This window comes from Kribbella sp. CA-247076, assembly GCF_050942445.1.
GTDB lineage: Bacteria > Actinomycetota > Actinomycetes > Propionibacteriales > Kribbellaceae > Kribbella.
Window position 1 is genome coordinate 1,505,564 of the sequence record NZ_CP192051.1, and the last position, 14,958, is coordinate 1,520,521.

A 14,958-nucleotide genomic window follows, 5' to 3' on the forward strand; every position below is an offset into this window, starting at 1 on the left:
TGGCAGGATCGGAGCATGACGTGGCTCGTGACTGGTGGTGCCGGATACATCGGGGCGCACGTGGTGCGCGCGTTCCTCGCGGACGGGATCGACGTGCGGGTGATCGACGACCTGTCCAGCGGGAAGGCCGAGTTCGTGCCGGCCGGCGTCCCGTTCGTGCAGGCGAACCTGCTCGACGGTACGGCGGTCCGCGAAGCGCTGGACGGGGTCAGTGGGGTGGTCCACCTGGCCGGGTTCAAGTACGCCGGTGTCTCGGTCGACCGCCCACTGCACACCTACACGCAGAACGTGAGCGGGATGGTATCGCTGCTGGCGGCGATGGCGGACCGGGAGATCCGCAACCTCGTCTTCTCGTCGAGCGCCGGCGTCTACGGGACGCCCAAGGACGAGGTGGTCACCGAGCAGACGCCGCCGGACCCGCAGAGCCCGTACGGCGAGTCGAAGCTGGTCGGGGAGTGGCTGCTCCGGGACCAGGCGAAGGCGGTCGAGCTGCACCACACCTCGCTGCGCTACTTCAACGTGGTCGGCTCCGGCGACCCGTCGGTGTACGACGCCAGCCCGTACAACCTCTTCCCGATCGTGTGCGACCTGCTGACCCAGGGGAAGACCCCGCAGATCTACGGCACCGACCACCCGACCCCGGACGGTACGTCGGTCAAGGACTACGTCCACGTGGCCGACCTGGCCCGCGCGCACGTGGCCGCGGCCCGGGCGCTCGAGGCGGGCAAGACGCTGGAGCCCGTGTACAACCTGGGCAGCGGGACCGGCACGTCGGTCCGCGAGATCATGAACGCCGCCCGCCGGGTGACCGGGATCGACTTCACCCCGACCGAGGGCCCACGACGGCCCGGCGACCCCTCCCGGGTCGTGGCCTCCGGCGAGCTGGCCGCCCGCGACCTCGCCTGGAAGAACACCTACACGGTCGACGAGATGTTCGCGACCTCGTGGGAAGCCTGGCCGAAGGGCTGATCAGACCCCGGGCGGTGGTTACAGTCCGAGGATGACCGCGACCCCGGACCCGGCGGCCGAACGGCCCGTGCCTCCCGGCTACACGAGCTGGTCGCCGCCGGGCAAGCCTGCTGAGCCGGCGGACTGTCCGTGCGGTCTACCGGTTCGGCAGCCGTGGCGGATCCGGAACGCTTTGTGGAGTCCGGCCTCGTTCCTCGGTGGGGTCGTGTGGGTCGGGCTCGGTGCCGGGTCGCTGGCCGGCGGGTGGACGACGTTCGGCCTGATCGTGCTCGGCGTACTGGTCACCCTGACGCTCGGGGCCCTGGTGCTGCAGGCGATCCGTCACCACCGCGGCGGTTGCCTGCTCGCTCGCGCGGCCTGGTTCGGTCTGGCCGTCCCCGGGCTTCCCCTCCGGATCACCTTCTGGCTCCCGTGACCAGTCGGCCTCAGTACTCCTTGGGGAAGGCGCCGGTGGGGGTCAGGTTCAGCTGGCCGGGGCCGGTGAGGACGCCGCCTTCCACCGGGAGGGTGTGGCCGGTGATCCAGGAGGCGTCGTCGGAGGCGAGGAAGGCGACCGCGGCCGCGATGTCCTCGGGCTCACCGACCCGGCCGAGCGGGTACATCTTGGCGAACTCGGTCAGCGTGTCCGGCTGGTCGTCCCAGTTCGGCGTCCGGATGGTGCCCGGCGCGACCACGTTGAAGCGGACGCCCATCCCGCCGTACCGGGCCGCGTAGTTCACCGTCATCGCGATCTGGCCTGCCTTCGCGGCGGCGTACTCGATGTTGCCGAAGGCGGCCAGCCCGTTCACCGAGCTGATCGTGACCACGTTGCCGCGGGTCTTCACCAGGTGCGGGAGGGCCGCCTGAATGCAGCGTGACGCGCCGACCAGGGTGAGGTCGAGCTGCCGGTGCCACTCCTCACTGGTCGTGTCCTCGGGGACCGACGTGACGATGCAGCCGCCGGCGTTGTTCACCACGACGTCGAGCCGCCCGAACCGCTCGGCGGCGGCCGCGACCGCGGCGTCCACGTCGTCGCGGTTCGTGACGTCCACCCGCACCCCGAGCGCCTGCTCGCCGAGCTTGCCGGCCACCGCGGCGACCTTGTGCTCGTCCAGATCCGTCACCACCACCGCGCCGCCCTCGGCCGCGATCCGCCGCGCCACCGCGGCGCCGATGCCCTGTCCCGCCGCCGTGACCAGAGCCACCCGCCCCTTGAACCGCTGCACGTCAGTCCTCCACCACTCGATCGACCTTCTCGTCGGACAGTCGCCGCTCCAGCTTCGCCTCGTCCAGGTTGCGGCAGAGCACGATCGAACCACCTCCGGCGATCACCCCGATCAGCAGGCCGACCCCGTCGCGGCTGACCAGGTCCCGGGTGACCAGGATCCGGTCCGCGATCGGCTCCGCCGTACCGATGAGCTCCTCGTGCGTCAGTTCGTCGTACGCCGGGGACGCCGGCGACGGTGGATCGAACGGGACGAACAGGTCCGGGTGGTTGTACACCTCGGCGCCGTAGTCGTGGACGCCGTCGGGCAGCGGCTCGCGGAACCGGCCGCCGAGCGGCAGCAGGGCCGACGCGACCGTCTCCCGCTCGCCGCGGATCGCGACGTCCGGGCCGGTGATCGCGAGCGTGCCGGTGCCGCTGGTGAGCGCCGCACCGGTCGACCAGGTGGACAGCGCCCAGACCACGCCCAGCCAGTGCGGCGGCAGCCCGATCGCGACCGTCTCGCCGGACTCCAGGTCGTACTCGTCGACCAACAGGTTGGCGGTCTTGGCGACCCAGTTCGCGGTCGTGACGGCGCTCAGCTCGATCCGCTCACCGGTCGCGTCGTCGTAGTAGGTGAGGAACGGAGCACCCCCGTCCCGCTGGACGGCGGCGGCGAAAAGCTCCGGCAGTACTCGTGACATACCGCCCACCCTACGGTTCGCCGTGATGCCGCGGCCCCCGCAGTACTCGGATCCGCGGAGTTCTCCTACAGTCTTTACATGCTGATCCTGGCCGGCCTGGGCCTCATCCTGGTGCTGACCGTTGCCACCGGCTACTTCGTCGCGCAGGAGTTCGCGTTCGTCGCCGTCGACCGCAGCCGGTTGCGGTCGCTGGCCGACGGCGGCGACGCGGCGGCCGGCCGGGCCTTGAAGGTGACCGCCCGGCTGTCGTTCGTGCTGTCCGGCGCGCAGGTCGGCATCACCATCACCGCGCTGCTCGCCGGGTACGTCGCCGAGCCCTATCTCGGTGAAGGCCTGGCGGAGGTGCTCGGCCGGGCCGGCGTACCGGAGGCCGTCAGCCTGTCGGTCTCGGTGATCCTTGCGTTGCTTGCGGCAACGATCATCCAGATGGTGCTGGGCGAGCTGGCGCCCAAGAACCTGGCGATCGCGAAGGCCGAGGCGATCGCGCTGCGGCTGTCCCGGTCGACGCTCATGTACCTGGCCGTCGCCGGGCCGGTGATCCGGGTGTTCGACTCGGCCTCGAACCGGATCCTGCGCCGGGTCGGGATCGAGCCGGTCGAGGAGCTGCCGCAGGGCGCGACCGCCCAGGAGCTCGACCGCATCATCGTGACGTCGTACGAGCAGGGCCTGCTCGACCAGGACACCATGCTGCTGCTCGACCGCGGTCTCGACTTCCGCGGCCGGAACGCCGGCGAGGCGATGCGCCCGCGCGTCGACGTGGTCACCGTGCACCAGGACGACCCGCTGACCCGGGTGGTCGAGCTGCTGGACACCGGGCACAGCCGGTTCCCGGTGATCGCCGAGTCGGTCGACGAGGTGGTCGGGGTGGTCGCGGTCGCCGACGTGGTCGAGGTCGACCCGGCCGACCGGCACCACGTCACCGCCGGCTCGCTGGCGTCCGCGCCGGTCGTCGTACCGTTCACGCTGCCCCTGCCCGCCGTCCTGGAACGGCTGCGGACCGCGCACCGCCAACTGGCGATCGTCGTCGACGAGTACGGCGGTTTCGCCGGCATCGTGTCGCTCGAGGACGTCGCCGAGGAGCTTGTCGGCGAGATCCGGGACGAGGACGACCTGCCGGAGACCGGGCTCGAGCGGGGCAACGACGGCGGCTGGGTGGTGTCGGCCCGCTGGCGGCTCGACGAGGTCGCCGAGGCCACCGGCGTACGGCTGCCCGAGGGGGACGACTACGAGACCGTGTCCGGCCTGGTGATGGCCCGGCTGGGCCGGATTCCGGTGATCGGGGACGAGGTCGTGGTGGAGCTGGCGACCCGGTTCGACCATGACGGCCGGCCGGCGCCGCCGGAGTTCGTCCGGCTGCGGGTGCGGACCATCGAGCGGCACGTGCCGGGGATCGTCGCGATGGAGCGGGTGTCATGAGTACGCCGCTCGCGCTGCTCATCTCCGTGCTGTTGCTGGCCCTGAACGGGTTCTTCGTCGCCGCGGAGTTCGCGCTGGTCGCGTCGAAACGGCACCGGCTCGAGGAGGCGGCCGCGGCCGGCAGCCGGTCCGCCCGGGCGGCGATCGCCGGCGTGAGCGAGCTGTCGCTGATGCTCGCCGGTGCCCAGCTCGGCATCACCTTGTGCACGCTCGGCCTCGGTTCGCTGTCGGAACCTGCGGTCGCCCACCTCCTGCATCCGCTCTTCGAGCTGATCGGCCTGCCCGAGAGCGCCGGGCACGTGATCGCGCTGATCATCGCCGTCGGCGGTATCGGCCTGCTGCACGTGCTGCTCGGCGAGATGGCGCCGAAATCCTGGGCGATCAGCAACCCCGAGCGGTCCGCGCAGCTGCTCGCGTTGCCGTTCCGCGGCTTCACGTTCGTCTTCCGCCCGCTGCTGCTCGTCCTCAACTGGCTCGCGAACCTCTGCGTGCGCGCGTTGAAGGTGACGCCGCAGAACGAGCTCGCCAGCGCTCACGGTCCGGACGAGCTCCACCTGCTGATCCAGTCCTCGCGAGAGCACGGCACGCTCGAGGAGCCCGAGCACGACCTGCTGACCGCGATGCTCGCCCTGCAGAACACCACAGTCGTCCAGGTGATGACGCCGATCGCCCAGCTCAGCACGGTCCCCGCCGGCGCGTCCGCCCGCGAAGTCGAGCTCACCAGCCTCCGCGAGGGCCGCTCCCGGCTGGCCGTGGTCAGCTCGGGTACGACGATCTGCGGCATCGTGCACGTCCGCGACGCGGCCCGCGCGACCACGAGCGGCGGGACGACGCTGCGCGCCTCCGACCTGATGACCGCGCCGTTGGAGCTCTCCGCCGAGACCCCGGTGGCGACGGCGATCCGGACGATGCGCGATCGCCGGGCGCAACTGGCCGTCGTACGGGCCGGGGACGAGCCGCTCGGGGTGGTCGCGCTCGAAGACCTGCTGGAGGAGGTGATCGGGGAGTTCGACGACGAGACCGACCCGATCATCAGCGCGGCGCGGTCGCCGGAGCAGTAGTCGTGCGCTCGGGCCGGGTCTGGCTACCTTTGAGGCAGTAGTCGTCCGGAGGAGGACCGTCGTGCCTGTACGCCGTCTTGGACTCGTGGTCCACCAAGCGCGCCCGCTCGCCGTGCAGACGGCCGCGACCGTGCGGGAGTGGGCCGGCCGGCACGGGATCGGATGCACCGACATCGACGTCTGGAAGGCGGACGAGGACCGGCGCAGCGGGCTGGACGAGCTGCACCACGCCGGCAACCCCGACCTCGTGGTCACCCTCGGCGGCGACGGTACGTTCCTGCGCGGGGCCCGGATCGCGGCCAAGAACGACGCTGCCGTCCTCGGGGTGGACCTAGGCAAGGTCGGGTTCCTGACCGAGGTCGCGTGCCGGGACGTGGAGGCCGCGCTCGAGGCGGTGCACCACGGTGGCGCGACCATCGAGGAGCGGATGACGCTGACCATGCGCGCGTCCCGCCCGCTGGAGATCCCGACCGGGATGGAGTCGCTGCTGCGGTACGGTCACGGGCCGTCGCTGCCGCCGCCGACGGTCCGGCCGGAGAGCACCGAGGGCGACGGCTGGGGCGTCGCGCTGGACGTGACGGCGCTGAACGACGTCGTACTGGAGAAGCTGGCGCGGGATCACCAGGTGGCGCTCGGCGTGTACCTGTCCGGGCGGCTGCTCGCGTCGTACTCCGCCGACGCGGTGATCGTGGCGACGCCGACGGGCTCGACCGCCTACAGTTTCGCGGCCGGCGGGCCGATCCTGTCGCCGAGTACGGAGGCGATCGTGTTCACGCCGGTCGCGCCGCACATGACCTTCAACCGTACGGTCGTCGCCGCGCCGGACGAGTCCATCGGGCTGCGCGTCCTCCCGCACTCGGGGCAGGCCGCCGTCAGCATCGACGGGCAGCTGCGCGGCGTCCTCGACCCGGGCGACTGGATCGGCGTCTACGGATCACCTCGTCGGCTGCGGTTGGTCCGGCTGCGTCCGGCCGACTTCTACGGCCGGCTCCGCGACCGCTTCCGCCTCACCGACGCCCCCGCCACCGGAGTGGACGGCCAGTCGGACACCTTCTGGCGCCCGACCACCCCGGTCCCACCCGACCTCGCCCACCTCCGCCTCCCGCCGTCCCCTGACGACGTCCGGCCACCCTCCCTGCCCGACGACGCCTGCCCGACCCCACCATCCACGCCGGCCGACGCCCCGACTTCCACCGGCCAGCCACCGGAGGACGGCGTACGAGTTTCCCCGCCTGGGGACGGCGCCCGGTAAGGTTCCTGCTCATGCGAAACGTGGTGATCCTGGCCGGAGGTTCGGGGACGCGGCTGTGGCCGATGTCCAGGGACGACAGGCCGAAGCAGGTGCTCCCGCTCGCGGCCGGCGAGTCGCTGCTGCGGGTGGCGTACAACCGGCTCCGCGGCCTGGTCGACCCCGAGAACATCTACGTGTGCACGGTCGGCGCGTACACCGAGGTCGTCCGCCGCGAGCTCCCCGAGCTCGGCGCGCACAACATCATCGGCGAACCGGCCCGCCGCGACACCGCGAACGCCGTCGGCCTCGCCTCCGCCGTGGTCGCCCGCAACGACCCCGACGCGGTCGTCGCCTTCGTCGGCTCGGACCACCTCATCAGCCCGGAGGACGAGTTCCGCGCCGCGATCGAGAACGGTTTCGCCGTGGTCGAGCAGCGCGCCCGCTCGCTGGTGACGTTCGGCATCGAGCCGACCCACCCGCACACCGGCCTCGGCTACATCGAACGCGGCGAGGCCATCGACGGCACCGCGGCGTACGTCGTCGACCGTTTCCGCGAGAAGCCGGACCGCGCGACCGCCGAGGAGTACCTGGCGACCGGCCGCTTCTGGTGGAACTCCGGCATGTTCGTCTGGCGTGCCGAGACCGTCCTCAGCGTCCTCGACGAACTCCTCCCCGAGTCCGCCGCCCGCCTCCGCCAGGTCGCCTCCGTCTGGGACACCCCCGCGCGCGACGAGACGCTCGCCGAGATCTACCCGAACCTGCAGAAGATCAGCGTCGACTACGCCGTCATGGAGCCCGCCTCCCAGGGCAAGGTCGACGCCGACGTGGTCGTCGTACCCATGCCCGTCCACTGGCTCGACGTCGGCTCCTGGGCCGCGCTCGCCGGCACGTACGACGAAGATGCCTGCGGCAACCGAACCGACGGTACGACGCTCAGCTGCCTGCTCGACTCACACGACAACATCATCGTCACCGACGACCCCGACCACCTGATCGCCGCCGTCGGCCTCCGCGGCCACATCATCGTCCACACCCAGGACGTCACCATGGTCTGCCCCCTCTCCGACGGCGAACGAGTCAAAGACCTCGTAGCCCAAGTCCAAGAAGACCACGCCCACCGCTACATCTAACCCCAGCCAAACCCCACCGCCCCGCCAAGCACCCCGCATCCGGCGGGCCGCTCGACCTGGTCGCTGAGTGCAAGCGATCGGCGGATCGACCGTGGACAGGTGTACGGAGTGCTGTCCACGAAGCACAAGAGCGCGCGGCCCCCGGTGCGCCGGTTCTAGCTGGTGGCGCGGAACCGCCATCGGGGAGTGGTACGTCGCCGGCGGCTGCTCAGGATCGTAGGGCCGCAACCGTGCGAAGCAGGCCGACGTGCTCCAGGGAGTCGAGAACGTCCTCGACCGTGTGCGGCGGATTCTGGAAGCTGTCGGCCATCCGTTGAACCTGGGCGTAGACCGCCTGCCGATTCACATCGATCAAACCGAGCACGAAGTCGTCGGCGGTCTCAGCGGCCAGGTTCCAGGGCATCAGCGCCTCGTCAGGGAAGTCCTTCGTGTTGTCCGTGACGATCAGTTGTGCATGGGCCTTGATGGCCGCGGCGAGCACGTGCCGGTCGTCGGGATCGGGAAGATCCAGGACCTCGATCAACGGCTCGTATCCGGTGACGAGCACATCCCGGATCGCCCTGTTCATCAGCTCACGGGTGCGGTCGAGCTTGACCGGATCGAGGTCCGGCCGGTGCTCCTTCAGACTGCGAAAGGTCTCATCGAGTATCTGCTCTGTCCATTTCGCCTGGACCAGGCCGGCCTGGGCGACCCTGATGAGGAGGTCGCGCAGGCTGTTGGGGTAGAGAACGTTGGCGTCGTACACGACGATGAACGGCACCTCAGTACAACCCCATGTCCCGGTTGAGCTGGGCCAGTTCGTCAGCGGCCTCGCGACGTACTCGATCGTCTCGGCGCTTGTAGTCGAGCAGTGAATCGGCACGCACTCGACGGTGCTTTCCGACCTTCCGGTACTCGATCTCGCCGGCGTCCAGTAGACCGATGAGGAAGGGCCTGGAAACGTTCAGCAGATCGGCTGCCTGTTGAGTCGTCAGCTCGGCATGGGCAGGCACCACTGACACGGCCTGACCCGCGGCCATATGTGCAAGAACGCGAGCCAAGAGCTCAACAGCACTCCGCGGAAGAGCCAGCGTGTCGTCGGGGTCGCCTCCCACCGCCACGCGGATGTCCCGCTCATCGGCATGGCTGGCGAGGTAGCGCTTGACGCGACGCATGGCAACATCGGCTGACTTCACTTCCGTAGCGTCCGGCTGCACGGCTGCGAGCTCTGCGGCGCTCATGGTTGCTCCTCCGTGAATGGCTTGACAAACGAAGTATCTGCAATAAACGAAGTAAACGCAAGCACAAGGGTGAAGGCCTCGGAGGGCGAGGTCCACCTCCCGGCCAGCTTGGGTCAGCTACTGTCGGCGGCACTGAGCTCCGGCAGCTTGCCACCAACTCCTTGGGGAGACGCCACCGTATGAACACGCCGTCGCCTGAAACTGAGTCGTCGGTTCGGGTTGGTGTGTTGGTGCCGTTGAGTTGGCCTGGGTGGGTTGGGGCGGGGGAGCATTTGCTGGCCGGGGTCGAGTTGGGGGCTCGGGTTGTGAATGGCTCGGGTGGGGTTGGTGGGCGGGCGTTGGAGTTGGTGGTTCGGGATACCGCGGCTGATCCGGAGAAGGCTGTGGTGGCGGTCGAGGAGTTGGCCGGCCTGGGGGTGGCTGCGTTGGTGGGGGAGTATCACAGCGTTGTCGCCCGGGCGGTTGCTGCCAGGGCCGACGTTCTCGGGTTGCCGTACTTGTGTTCGTCGGCGGTGCTCGACGCGCTGACCGAGCGGCCGACGGAGTGGGTCGCGCGGTTGTGCCCGCCGCAGTCTCGTGGGTGGCGGGCGTACGCCGACTTCCTTCTCGCGGCCGGTCACCAGCGGATCGCCGTGGCCAGCGTGCCGAGTGTGTACTGGGCAGCCGGGACCCGGATCCTCCAGGAGTACTTCGCTGCCCACGGCGGGACTGTCGTCGAACTCGACGTGAGCTCGCTCGACCCCGCGGCGGTCTGCGATGAACTCGTCGACCATCGCGCGACCGCGCTGCTTCTCCTGGTCGGTGCGCCCGAGCCGGCGGTGTCGATCGTCAAGGCGGTCCGTCGCGACCAGCGCCTCGAGGACATCCTGATCGGGGCGCCGGCCGGGCAGCCGGAGTTCGCCGAGTGGGCGGCGTTGCTCGGTGAGGACGGTGCCGGGATCCCGTTCCTGCGTTACCTACCTGAGCGACTCACTCCACTCGGGGTCCGCGTTGAGGCGGCGCTCCACGAGCAGTTGGGTCGAACGCCGTCCTTCGTAGCCTTCGAGGGGTACGACGCGATCGCCGTACTCGCCGACGTACTGCGTACCCACGGCACGGACCGCAAGCGCATCGCCGACACCTGGCCGCAGGTCGCGGTCGAAGGCACCCGCGGGCGGATCACCTTCTCCCGCAACGCAGGCGTCTGGCAGTGGATGTCGCCGCCCATCCAGATCGCCGACCGAGACCCACAACAACCCGCGCGGCTCCGCAGCCTCAGCTGACGCAGCCGCAAGGTGGGGTCAGCCGCCGTTGGGTTCCTGGGAGTCGGCGGCCGGGTACTTCTCCATGAACTGGTTCAGCGCTTCGCCGCTGACCGAGCCGCAGAACTGGCGGTGGCCGAAGGACTTGTTCTGGGCGTCGGGCGCGCTCCAGTGGGCGAACGCGACGTTCTTGCCCTCGGGCCAGCCCTTGCCCTCGTCCTGCTTGAACGGCGCGGCGATGAACTTGCCCACCGAGCTGTCCGGCAGCTTGGCCTTCGAGATCTTCTCGATCTGCTCGATCTGGTCGTCCGGCAGGGTGTCGCGGTACCAGAGGATCGTGTAGCCGTGCTCGAGGTTGTGGACGAGGTTCTCCACGGCGGGCCGGTCGTCCACGCTGTAGAACTTCTTGCTGAACGGCGCCCAGTTGGCGTAGTGCGGCCCCGAGGACGGCGGCGACACCGGGTAGGTGATCCGCTCGCCGTCGGGGCGGTGGTCCTGGGTCCCGCCGCCGTCGTCGTTGGTGACCGCGTCGCACGACGCTGCCGAGGCGGCGACGCCGAGCTCGGCGATGGCCTGGTTCTTGGTCCGGGAGTCCTGGATCAGCCGGATCGCCGGGTACGCGATGATGGCGAGTCCGACCACGATCGACGCGACGACGATCAGCAGGGTGCGGTTGCGGTCGGCCCGCGCCTGGTCCCGCTGCATCTTCTCGATCATCTCGCGGCGCGACTGCTTCTGCGACGACGCTTTACCCACAGTGTTGGTCTTCCCGGATCGGGGCGGCCGAGATGCCGCCGTGCGGATGCAGTGTACGCATCGAGCCTGAGAGGTTGCCTAGAAAACTAGGTCGACCGTGAGCCGAACGTGATCGTCGCCTCACTCCCCGGTCCGGTCCGCAGCTCGACGCCGTACCCCTCGGCGTGCAGCAGTACGGCGAGCCGCTCAGCGGTCACGCCGACCGCGACCGGCTCGTCCCCGAACACCGTGACAGCGTTGTCGAGCAGCTCCACGTGGATGTCCTCGTCCAGCAGCCCGGCCCACAGCGACGGATCCACCGCCCGCGCCCCGTCCGGCGCCTTCCGCTCGAGGACGGCGGCCCGCGCGGCCTCCCGCGTCCCGAGGCTGAACATGTCGAACTCCGCGTCCCGCACCAGCGCCCGCGCCCCCGGCCCGTGCTCCCCGATCGGGAGGACGACGTCGTCCAGCCCGCGCAGTACGGCGACCGGCACGCCGTCCGCCTTGCCCTTGACCAACTCGCTCGCGCTCGCGATCTCGTCGGCCAGCGCGGGCTCGGTGACCGCGAGGACGTTGCCGTGGCTGTCCGTCGTACCGCGGAGGTCTCCCATCACGCGGACGCCGGCGGCCCCGATCGCCAGGTCGGTCTGGCCGTTGCGCCACGGGCGGCCGAGCGTGTCGGTGACGATGACGCCGACGTTCACGTCGTACCGCTCCCGAAGGGCGGTCCGGAGTTGCCGGGCGGACTCGTCCGGGTCGACCGGCAGCAGCAGGACCGTGCCGGGCGCGGTGTTCGAGGTGTCGGTGCCGGCCGCGGCCATGACGAGGCCGTGGCGGGTCTGCACGATGCGGGTCTCGCCGCGCTGGGCGACGACCCGGACGAGTTCGGCGTCGATCGCGTCCTTGCGGGTGCCCGTGGTCAGTCGCCCCTCGGCCTTGCTGACGATCTTCGACGTCACCGAGACGACGTCGCCGTCGCGCAGGTCGGCCTCGTCACCGATCAGCGCGGCCAGGTCGGCCCCGGCCGCGACCTCGGGCAGGCCGGTGACCGGAAAGATCTCGACGTGCTTCCTCATCGCCGGACTGCCTCCGCGAGGGTCAGCGCCGCCTCGGCCATGGCGGCGGTCCTGGTCTCGTCCTTCATCCACAACGGCACCGCCTGGACGTGAATTCCGGCGCCGGCGATCGAGTCGGCCTGGATGGCGTCCGAGGTGTCGATCAGCCAGCCGTCCAGTACGCCGCCGGTCGCGCGCGCACCGTAGTACCGGGCGACGGCCGAGGCGGTGGACGCGACCCCGACCGCGGCCAGCACCTTGTCGGCCATGCCGCGGACCGGGCCGGTGCCGATGATCGGCGACAGGCCGATGACCGGAGCCGCGGTCTCCCGGACCGCCTCCCGGATGCCCGGGACGCCGAGGATGGTGTTGATCGAGACCACCGGGTTCGACGGCGGCAGGATCAGCGCGTCGCACTCCGCGATCGCGTCCAGCACCCCGGGCGCGGGCTTGGCCTTGTCCTGGCCGACCGCGACGATCTGGTGCGCCGGGATCTCCGCGTGCAGGCGGACCCAGTACTCCTGGAAGTGGATCGCCTTGCGCCGGCCGGGCTGTTCGGGGTCGTCGACCACCACGTGGGTCTCGATCCGGTCGTCGCTCATCGGGAGCAGCCGGACCGGCAGGTTCCAGCGCTGGCACAGGGCCTCGGTGACCGCGGTCAGGCCGTAGCCCGCGTCGAGCATCTGGGTGCGGACCAGGTGGGTGGCCACGTCCCGGTCGCCGAGCCCGAACCACGTCGGCTCCACGCCGTACGCGGCGAGCTCCTCCTTGATCACCCAGGTCTCGTCCTCACGGCCCCAGCCGCGCTCGGCCGAGATCCCGCCGCCGAGGGTGTACATCACGGTGTCGAGGTCGGGGCAGACCCGCAGGCCGAACAGGGTGATGTCGTCCGCGGTGTTCCCCACCACGGTGATCTCGGCGTCCGGCCGGGCCTTGAGCAGCCCGCGCAGGAAGGTGGATCCGCCGATGCCGCCGGCGAGCACTGTCAATCGCATGGGAAGAGTCTGCACGAGTCGTCAATGCGTCGGACCACCGCACGACTATGCTGCGGTGGGTCATAACCAACCGCACAGCTGTTTGTACGGCCCCCAACATCCCGAGGAGCCCTCGTGGTCACCGACGCAACCAAGAAGCTCAGAGAGCCGGTCGCGTACATCCTGCTCGCCTTCGCCGGCCTGGTCGCGCTGGCGTCGCTGATTCGTCTGTTCGTCGGCGGTGCCGGCTTCACCGCGGCCGCCGGCGGCGTGCAGGGCACGCTCACCCCGCCCGGACTTACCGCGCTGGTGATCCTGCTCTCGCTGGCCGGCTCGGTCTGGCTGGTGAACGAGCTCGGCGAGCGCACCCCGAACGCGCGGACCGTCACGCTGGCCGCGCTGGTGATCACCGGCGTGGTCGTGCTGCTCGGCCTGGTCACCGCGTTCGCCGGGTTCGCCGAGACCAGCACCGCCGGCCTGAAGATCGTCGGCTTCATCTACGCCCTCGGTGGCCTCGCGCTGTACGGCGCTGCCGGGCTCTACATCCTCAAGGCCTACCAGTCCATGCCGGCGCCGGTCCGCGCGCCGAAGCCGGGTCAGTTCGCGCCGCAGGGCCAGCAGCAGTACGGCCAGCAGGGTCAGGGTCAGTACGGCCAGCAGGCGCCGTACGGGCAGCAGCAGGGTGGCTACGGCCAGCCGCAGGGCCAGTACGGGTACGACCAGGGCCAGGGTCAGGGCCAGTACGGCGGTTACGGCGCGGCTGCGGCTGGTGGGGCCGCTGCGGGCGCGGCCGGCGGGTACGCGGCGGCGCAGGGCGGCGAGCAGCAGTGGCCGCAGGAGCAGTCCTGGCAGCAGGGTGAGCAGCAGAACTGGTCCGCCGGCGAGGCCGAGGCCCAGCACCACCAGGCCGGCGGCGAGCAGGCGTGGTCCGGCGAGGGCCAGCATGCGGAGCCGACGCAGGCGTGGAGCGCAGAAGGCCAGCAGCAGTGGCCCGGCCAGGAGCAGGGCCAGGGCCAGCAGTGGTCGCAGGAGCAGCCGCAGTGGGGCGGCGACGCCGGCCAGCAGCAGTGGGCCGGTCAGGACTACCCGCAGCAGGAGTGGTCCGGCCAGCAGGCCGAGCAGCCGGGTCAGCCGGAGCAGGCCGAGGCCCAGCCGTCCTGGTCGGCGCAGGCCGAGCAGGGTCAGCCGGAAGGCCAGCCGACCTGGCAGCAGGGCGAGCAGGCCTGGCCCAGCGAGGAGACTCCGGCCGGCGAGCAGCCGGCCGCCCAGCCGGACGCGCAGTCGCCGGCGTCCGACGCGGCCGACGAGACCCGGGTGGATCCGCGGGTTTCCGAGTCCGACCAGGACGACCAGGGACAGCAGCAAGGCCAGCAGGGACAGCAGGGCCAGCAAGGTCAGGGCCAGCAGGGCTGGTGGTCCCAGCCGTCCTGATCCGGCAGGCGCCTGATCGCGCCGGGCAGGGCAGCAAGCCCTTGCCCGGCCCGCGCTGTCAACGATTTTCCACCGGTGCGTACGGCGCTACCGGTGTGCGAGAGGCCTGTGTCCGCAGGCCTCTCGTTCTTTTGCAGCCATGTTGCGGATGATGCCAATAGCAGACCACGGCTTGACTTTCGTGGATTGCAGGAATGTAATTTCAACCGTGTCGTTCGTTGGACACTCGGTATCGGGGACCGTTGCAGAGCGCAGGACGGACGAGGTCAGGCATGTGGACCGCAAACCCACATGTACAGGGGAACGAACAGGGTCGAGGAGGTCGTACCGTGACAGAAGGCCTGATGGCGATTGTCGACGGTGAGGCGATCGAGGAGGAGCCGAACTGGCAGGAACGGGCGCTGTGTGCCCAGACCGACCCGGAGGCTTTCTTCCCGGAGAAGGGCGGATCCACCCGCGAGGCGAAGAAGGTCTGCCTCGGCTGTGACGTCCGGGGCGAGTGCCTCGAGTACGCACTGCAGAACGACGAGCGCTTCGGGATCTGGGGCGGCCTGTCGGAGCGGGAGCGCCGCAAGCTGAAGAAGAAGGCCGTCTGACGGTCTGCACCC

Annotated in this window: 16 protein-coding genes; 9 read left to right on the forward strand and 7 right to left on the reverse strand. The window is 70.4% G+C overall.

Annotated features, from left to right (window positions below; genetic code table 11):
- Positions 1 to 15: 15 nt before the first annotated feature.
- Both galE and ACQPYZ_RS07180 read left to right on the forward strand, forming a co-directional pair.
- A complete protein-coding gene (galE, locus tag ACQPYZ_RS07175) occupies positions 16 to 969 on the forward strand; it encodes a UDP-glucose 4-epimerase GalE (protein ID WP_433166484.1) in 954 nt (317 codons plus the stop codon).
- Between the two features lie 31 nt (positions 970 to 1,000).
- Complete coding sequence (locus tag ACQPYZ_RS07180; RefSeq protein WP_433166486.1) at positions 1,001 to 1,384, forward strand: hypothetical protein; 384 nt, start codon at positions 1,001 to 1,003, stop codon at positions 1,382 to 1,384.
- Between the two features lie 10 nt (positions 1,385 to 1,394).
- Here ACQPYZ_RS07180 and ACQPYZ_RS07185 read toward each other — a convergent pair whose 3' ends face one another.
- Complete coding sequence (locus tag ACQPYZ_RS07185; protein ID WP_433166488.1) at positions 1,395 to 2,174, reverse strand: SDR family NAD(P)-dependent oxidoreductase; 780 nt, start codon at positions 2,172 to 2,174, stop codon at positions 1,395 to 1,397.
- 1 nt (position 2,175) lies between these two features.
- Positions 2,176 to 2,856, reverse strand: a complete 681-nt coding sequence (locus ACQPYZ_RS07190; protein ID WP_433166490.1) for a TIGR03089 family protein — start codon at positions 2,854 to 2,856, stop codon at positions 2,176 to 2,178.
- Positions 2,857 to 2,934: 78 nt separating this feature from the next.
- Here ACQPYZ_RS07190 and ACQPYZ_RS07195 point away from each other — a divergent pair, with 78 nt between their 5' ends.
- From ACQPYZ_RS07195 to ACQPYZ_RS07210, 4 genes are all read left to right on the forward strand, one after another.
- The gene (locus ACQPYZ_RS07195) at positions 2,935 to 4,272 is read left to right on the forward strand and encodes a hemolysin family protein (protein WP_433166492.1); all 1,338 of its coding nucleotides are present in this window, start codon (positions 2,935 to 2,937) and stop codon (positions 4,270 to 4,272) included.
- Positions 4,269 to 5,333 (forward strand): hemolysin family protein, encoded by a 1,065-nt coding sequence (locus tag ACQPYZ_RS07200; RefSeq protein WP_433166494.1) that lies wholly within the window; start codon positions 4,269 to 4,271, stop codon positions 5,331 to 5,333. Before ACQPYZ_RS07195 ends, ACQPYZ_RS07200 begins: the two co-directional genes overlap by 4 nt.
- A 61-nt stretch (positions 5,334 to 5,394) precedes the next feature.
- Positions 5,395 to 6,585 (forward strand): NAD(+)/NADH kinase, encoded by a 1,191-nt coding sequence (locus ACQPYZ_RS07205; RefSeq protein ID WP_433166496.1) that lies wholly within the window; start codon positions 5,395 to 5,397, stop codon positions 6,583 to 6,585.
- Between the two features lie 11 nt (positions 6,586 to 6,596).
- Positions 6,597 to 7,694 (forward strand): mannose-1-phosphate guanylyltransferase, encoded by a 1,098-nt coding sequence (locus ACQPYZ_RS07210; protein ID WP_433166498.1) that lies wholly within the window; start codon positions 6,597 to 6,599, stop codon positions 7,692 to 7,694.
- A 208-nt stretch (positions 7,695 to 7,902) separates the two neighbouring features.
- Here the strand turns inward: ACQPYZ_RS07210 and ACQPYZ_RS07215 are convergent, their stop codons facing one another.
- A complete protein-coding gene (locus ACQPYZ_RS07215) occupies positions 7,903 to 8,454 on the reverse strand; it encodes a PIN domain-containing protein (RefSeq protein ID WP_433166499.1) in 552 nt (183 codons plus the stop codon).
- Between the two features lies 1 nt (position 8,455).
- Positions 8,456 to 8,914: a helix-turn-helix domain-containing protein gene (locus ACQPYZ_RS07220; RefSeq protein WP_433166501.1), complete on the reverse strand. Its 459-nt coding sequence runs from the start codon at positions 8,912 to 8,914 to the stop codon at positions 8,456 to 8,458.
- Between the two features lie 179 nt (positions 8,915 to 9,093).
- Between ACQPYZ_RS07220 and ACQPYZ_RS07225 the strand changes: the two genes are divergently transcribed.
- A complete protein-coding gene (locus tag ACQPYZ_RS07225; protein ID WP_433166503.1) occupies positions 9,094 to 10,176 on the forward strand; it encodes an ABC transporter substrate-binding protein in 1,083 nt (360 codons plus the stop codon).
- Positions 10,177 to 10,194: 18 nt separating this feature from the next.
- Here ACQPYZ_RS07225 and ACQPYZ_RS07230 read toward each other — a convergent pair whose 3' ends face one another.
- The 3 genes from ACQPYZ_RS07230 to cofD form a co-directional block, all read right to left on the reverse strand.
- Complete coding sequence (locus ACQPYZ_RS07230; RefSeq protein ID WP_433166505.1) at positions 10,195 to 10,911, reverse strand: DUF3105 domain-containing protein; 717 nt, start codon at positions 10,909 to 10,911, stop codon at positions 10,195 to 10,197.
- 86 nt (positions 10,912 to 10,997) lie between these two features.
- Positions 10,998 to 11,966 (reverse strand): coenzyme F420-0:L-glutamate ligase, encoded by a 969-nt coding sequence (locus ACQPYZ_RS07235; protein ID WP_433166507.1) that lies wholly within the window; start codon positions 11,964 to 11,966, stop codon positions 10,998 to 11,000.
- A complete protein-coding gene (gene cofD / locus ACQPYZ_RS07240; protein WP_433166508.1) occupies positions 11,963 to 12,940 on the reverse strand; it encodes a 2-phospho-L-lactate transferase in 978 nt (325 codons plus the stop codon). The genes ACQPYZ_RS07235 and cofD overlap by 4 nt, the downstream gene beginning before the upstream one ends.
- 114 nt (positions 12,941 to 13,054) lie before the next feature.
- On the opposite strand from cofD, the gene ACQPYZ_RS07245 reads away from it, so the two are divergent.
- Together ACQPYZ_RS07245 and ACQPYZ_RS07250 are read left to right on the forward strand one after the other, a co-directional pair.
- A complete protein-coding gene (locus ACQPYZ_RS07245; RefSeq protein ID WP_433166510.1) occupies positions 13,055 to 14,350 on the forward strand; it encodes a hypothetical protein in 1,296 nt (431 codons plus the stop codon).
- Positions 14,351 to 14,694: 344 nt separating this feature from the next.
- A complete protein-coding gene (locus ACQPYZ_RS07250) occupies positions 14,695 to 14,946 on the forward strand; it encodes a WhiB family transcriptional regulator (protein ID WP_020389877.1) in 252 nt (83 codons plus the stop codon).
- Positions 14,947 to 14,958 lie beyond the last annotated feature (12 nt).

Bases quoted from the DNA above. Each gene is read 5' to 3' on its own strand.
- galE (WP_433166484.1), top strand. From the start codon at position 16: ATGACGTGGCTCGTGACTGGTGGTGCCGGATACATCGGGGCGCACGTG.
- ACQPYZ_RS07180 (WP_433166486.1), top strand. From the start codon at position 1,001: ATGACCGCGACCCCGGACCCGGCGGCCGAACGGCCCGTGCCTCCCGGC.
- ACQPYZ_RS07190 (WP_433166490.1), bottom strand. From the start codon at position 2,856: ATGTCACGAGTACTGCCGGAGCTTTTCGCCGCCGCCGTCCAGCGGGAC.
- ACQPYZ_RS07195 (WP_433166492.1), top strand. From the start codon at position 2,935: ATGCTGATCCTGGCCGGCCTGGGCCTCATCCTGGTGCTGACCGTTGCC.
- ACQPYZ_RS07200 (WP_433166494.1), top strand. From the start codon at position 4,269: ATGAGTACGCCGCTCGCGCTGCTCATCTCCGTGCTGTTGCTGGCCCTG.
- ACQPYZ_RS07210 (WP_433166498.1), top strand. From the start codon at position 6,597: ATGCGAAACGTGGTGATCCTGGCCGGAGGTTCGGGGACGCGGCTGTGG.
- ACQPYZ_RS07220 (WP_433166501.1), bottom strand. From the start codon at position 8,914: ATGAGCGCCGCAGAGCTCGCAGCCGTGCAGCCGGACGCTACGGAAGTG.
- ACQPYZ_RS07225 (WP_433166503.1), top strand. From the start codon at position 9,094: ATGAACACGCCGTCGCCTGAAACTGAGTCGTCGGTTCGGGTTGGTGTG.
- ACQPYZ_RS07235 (WP_433166507.1), bottom strand. From the start codon at position 11,966: ATGAGGAAGCACGTCGAGATCTTTCCGGTCACCGGCCTGCCCGAGGTC.
- cofD (WP_433166508.1), bottom strand. From the start codon at position 12,940: ATGCGATTGACAGTGCTCGCCGGCGGCATCGGCGGATCCACCTTCCTG.
- ACQPYZ_RS07250 (WP_020389877.1), top strand. From the start codon at position 14,695: ATGGCGATTGTCGACGGTGAGGCGATCGAGGAGGAGCCGAACTGGCAG.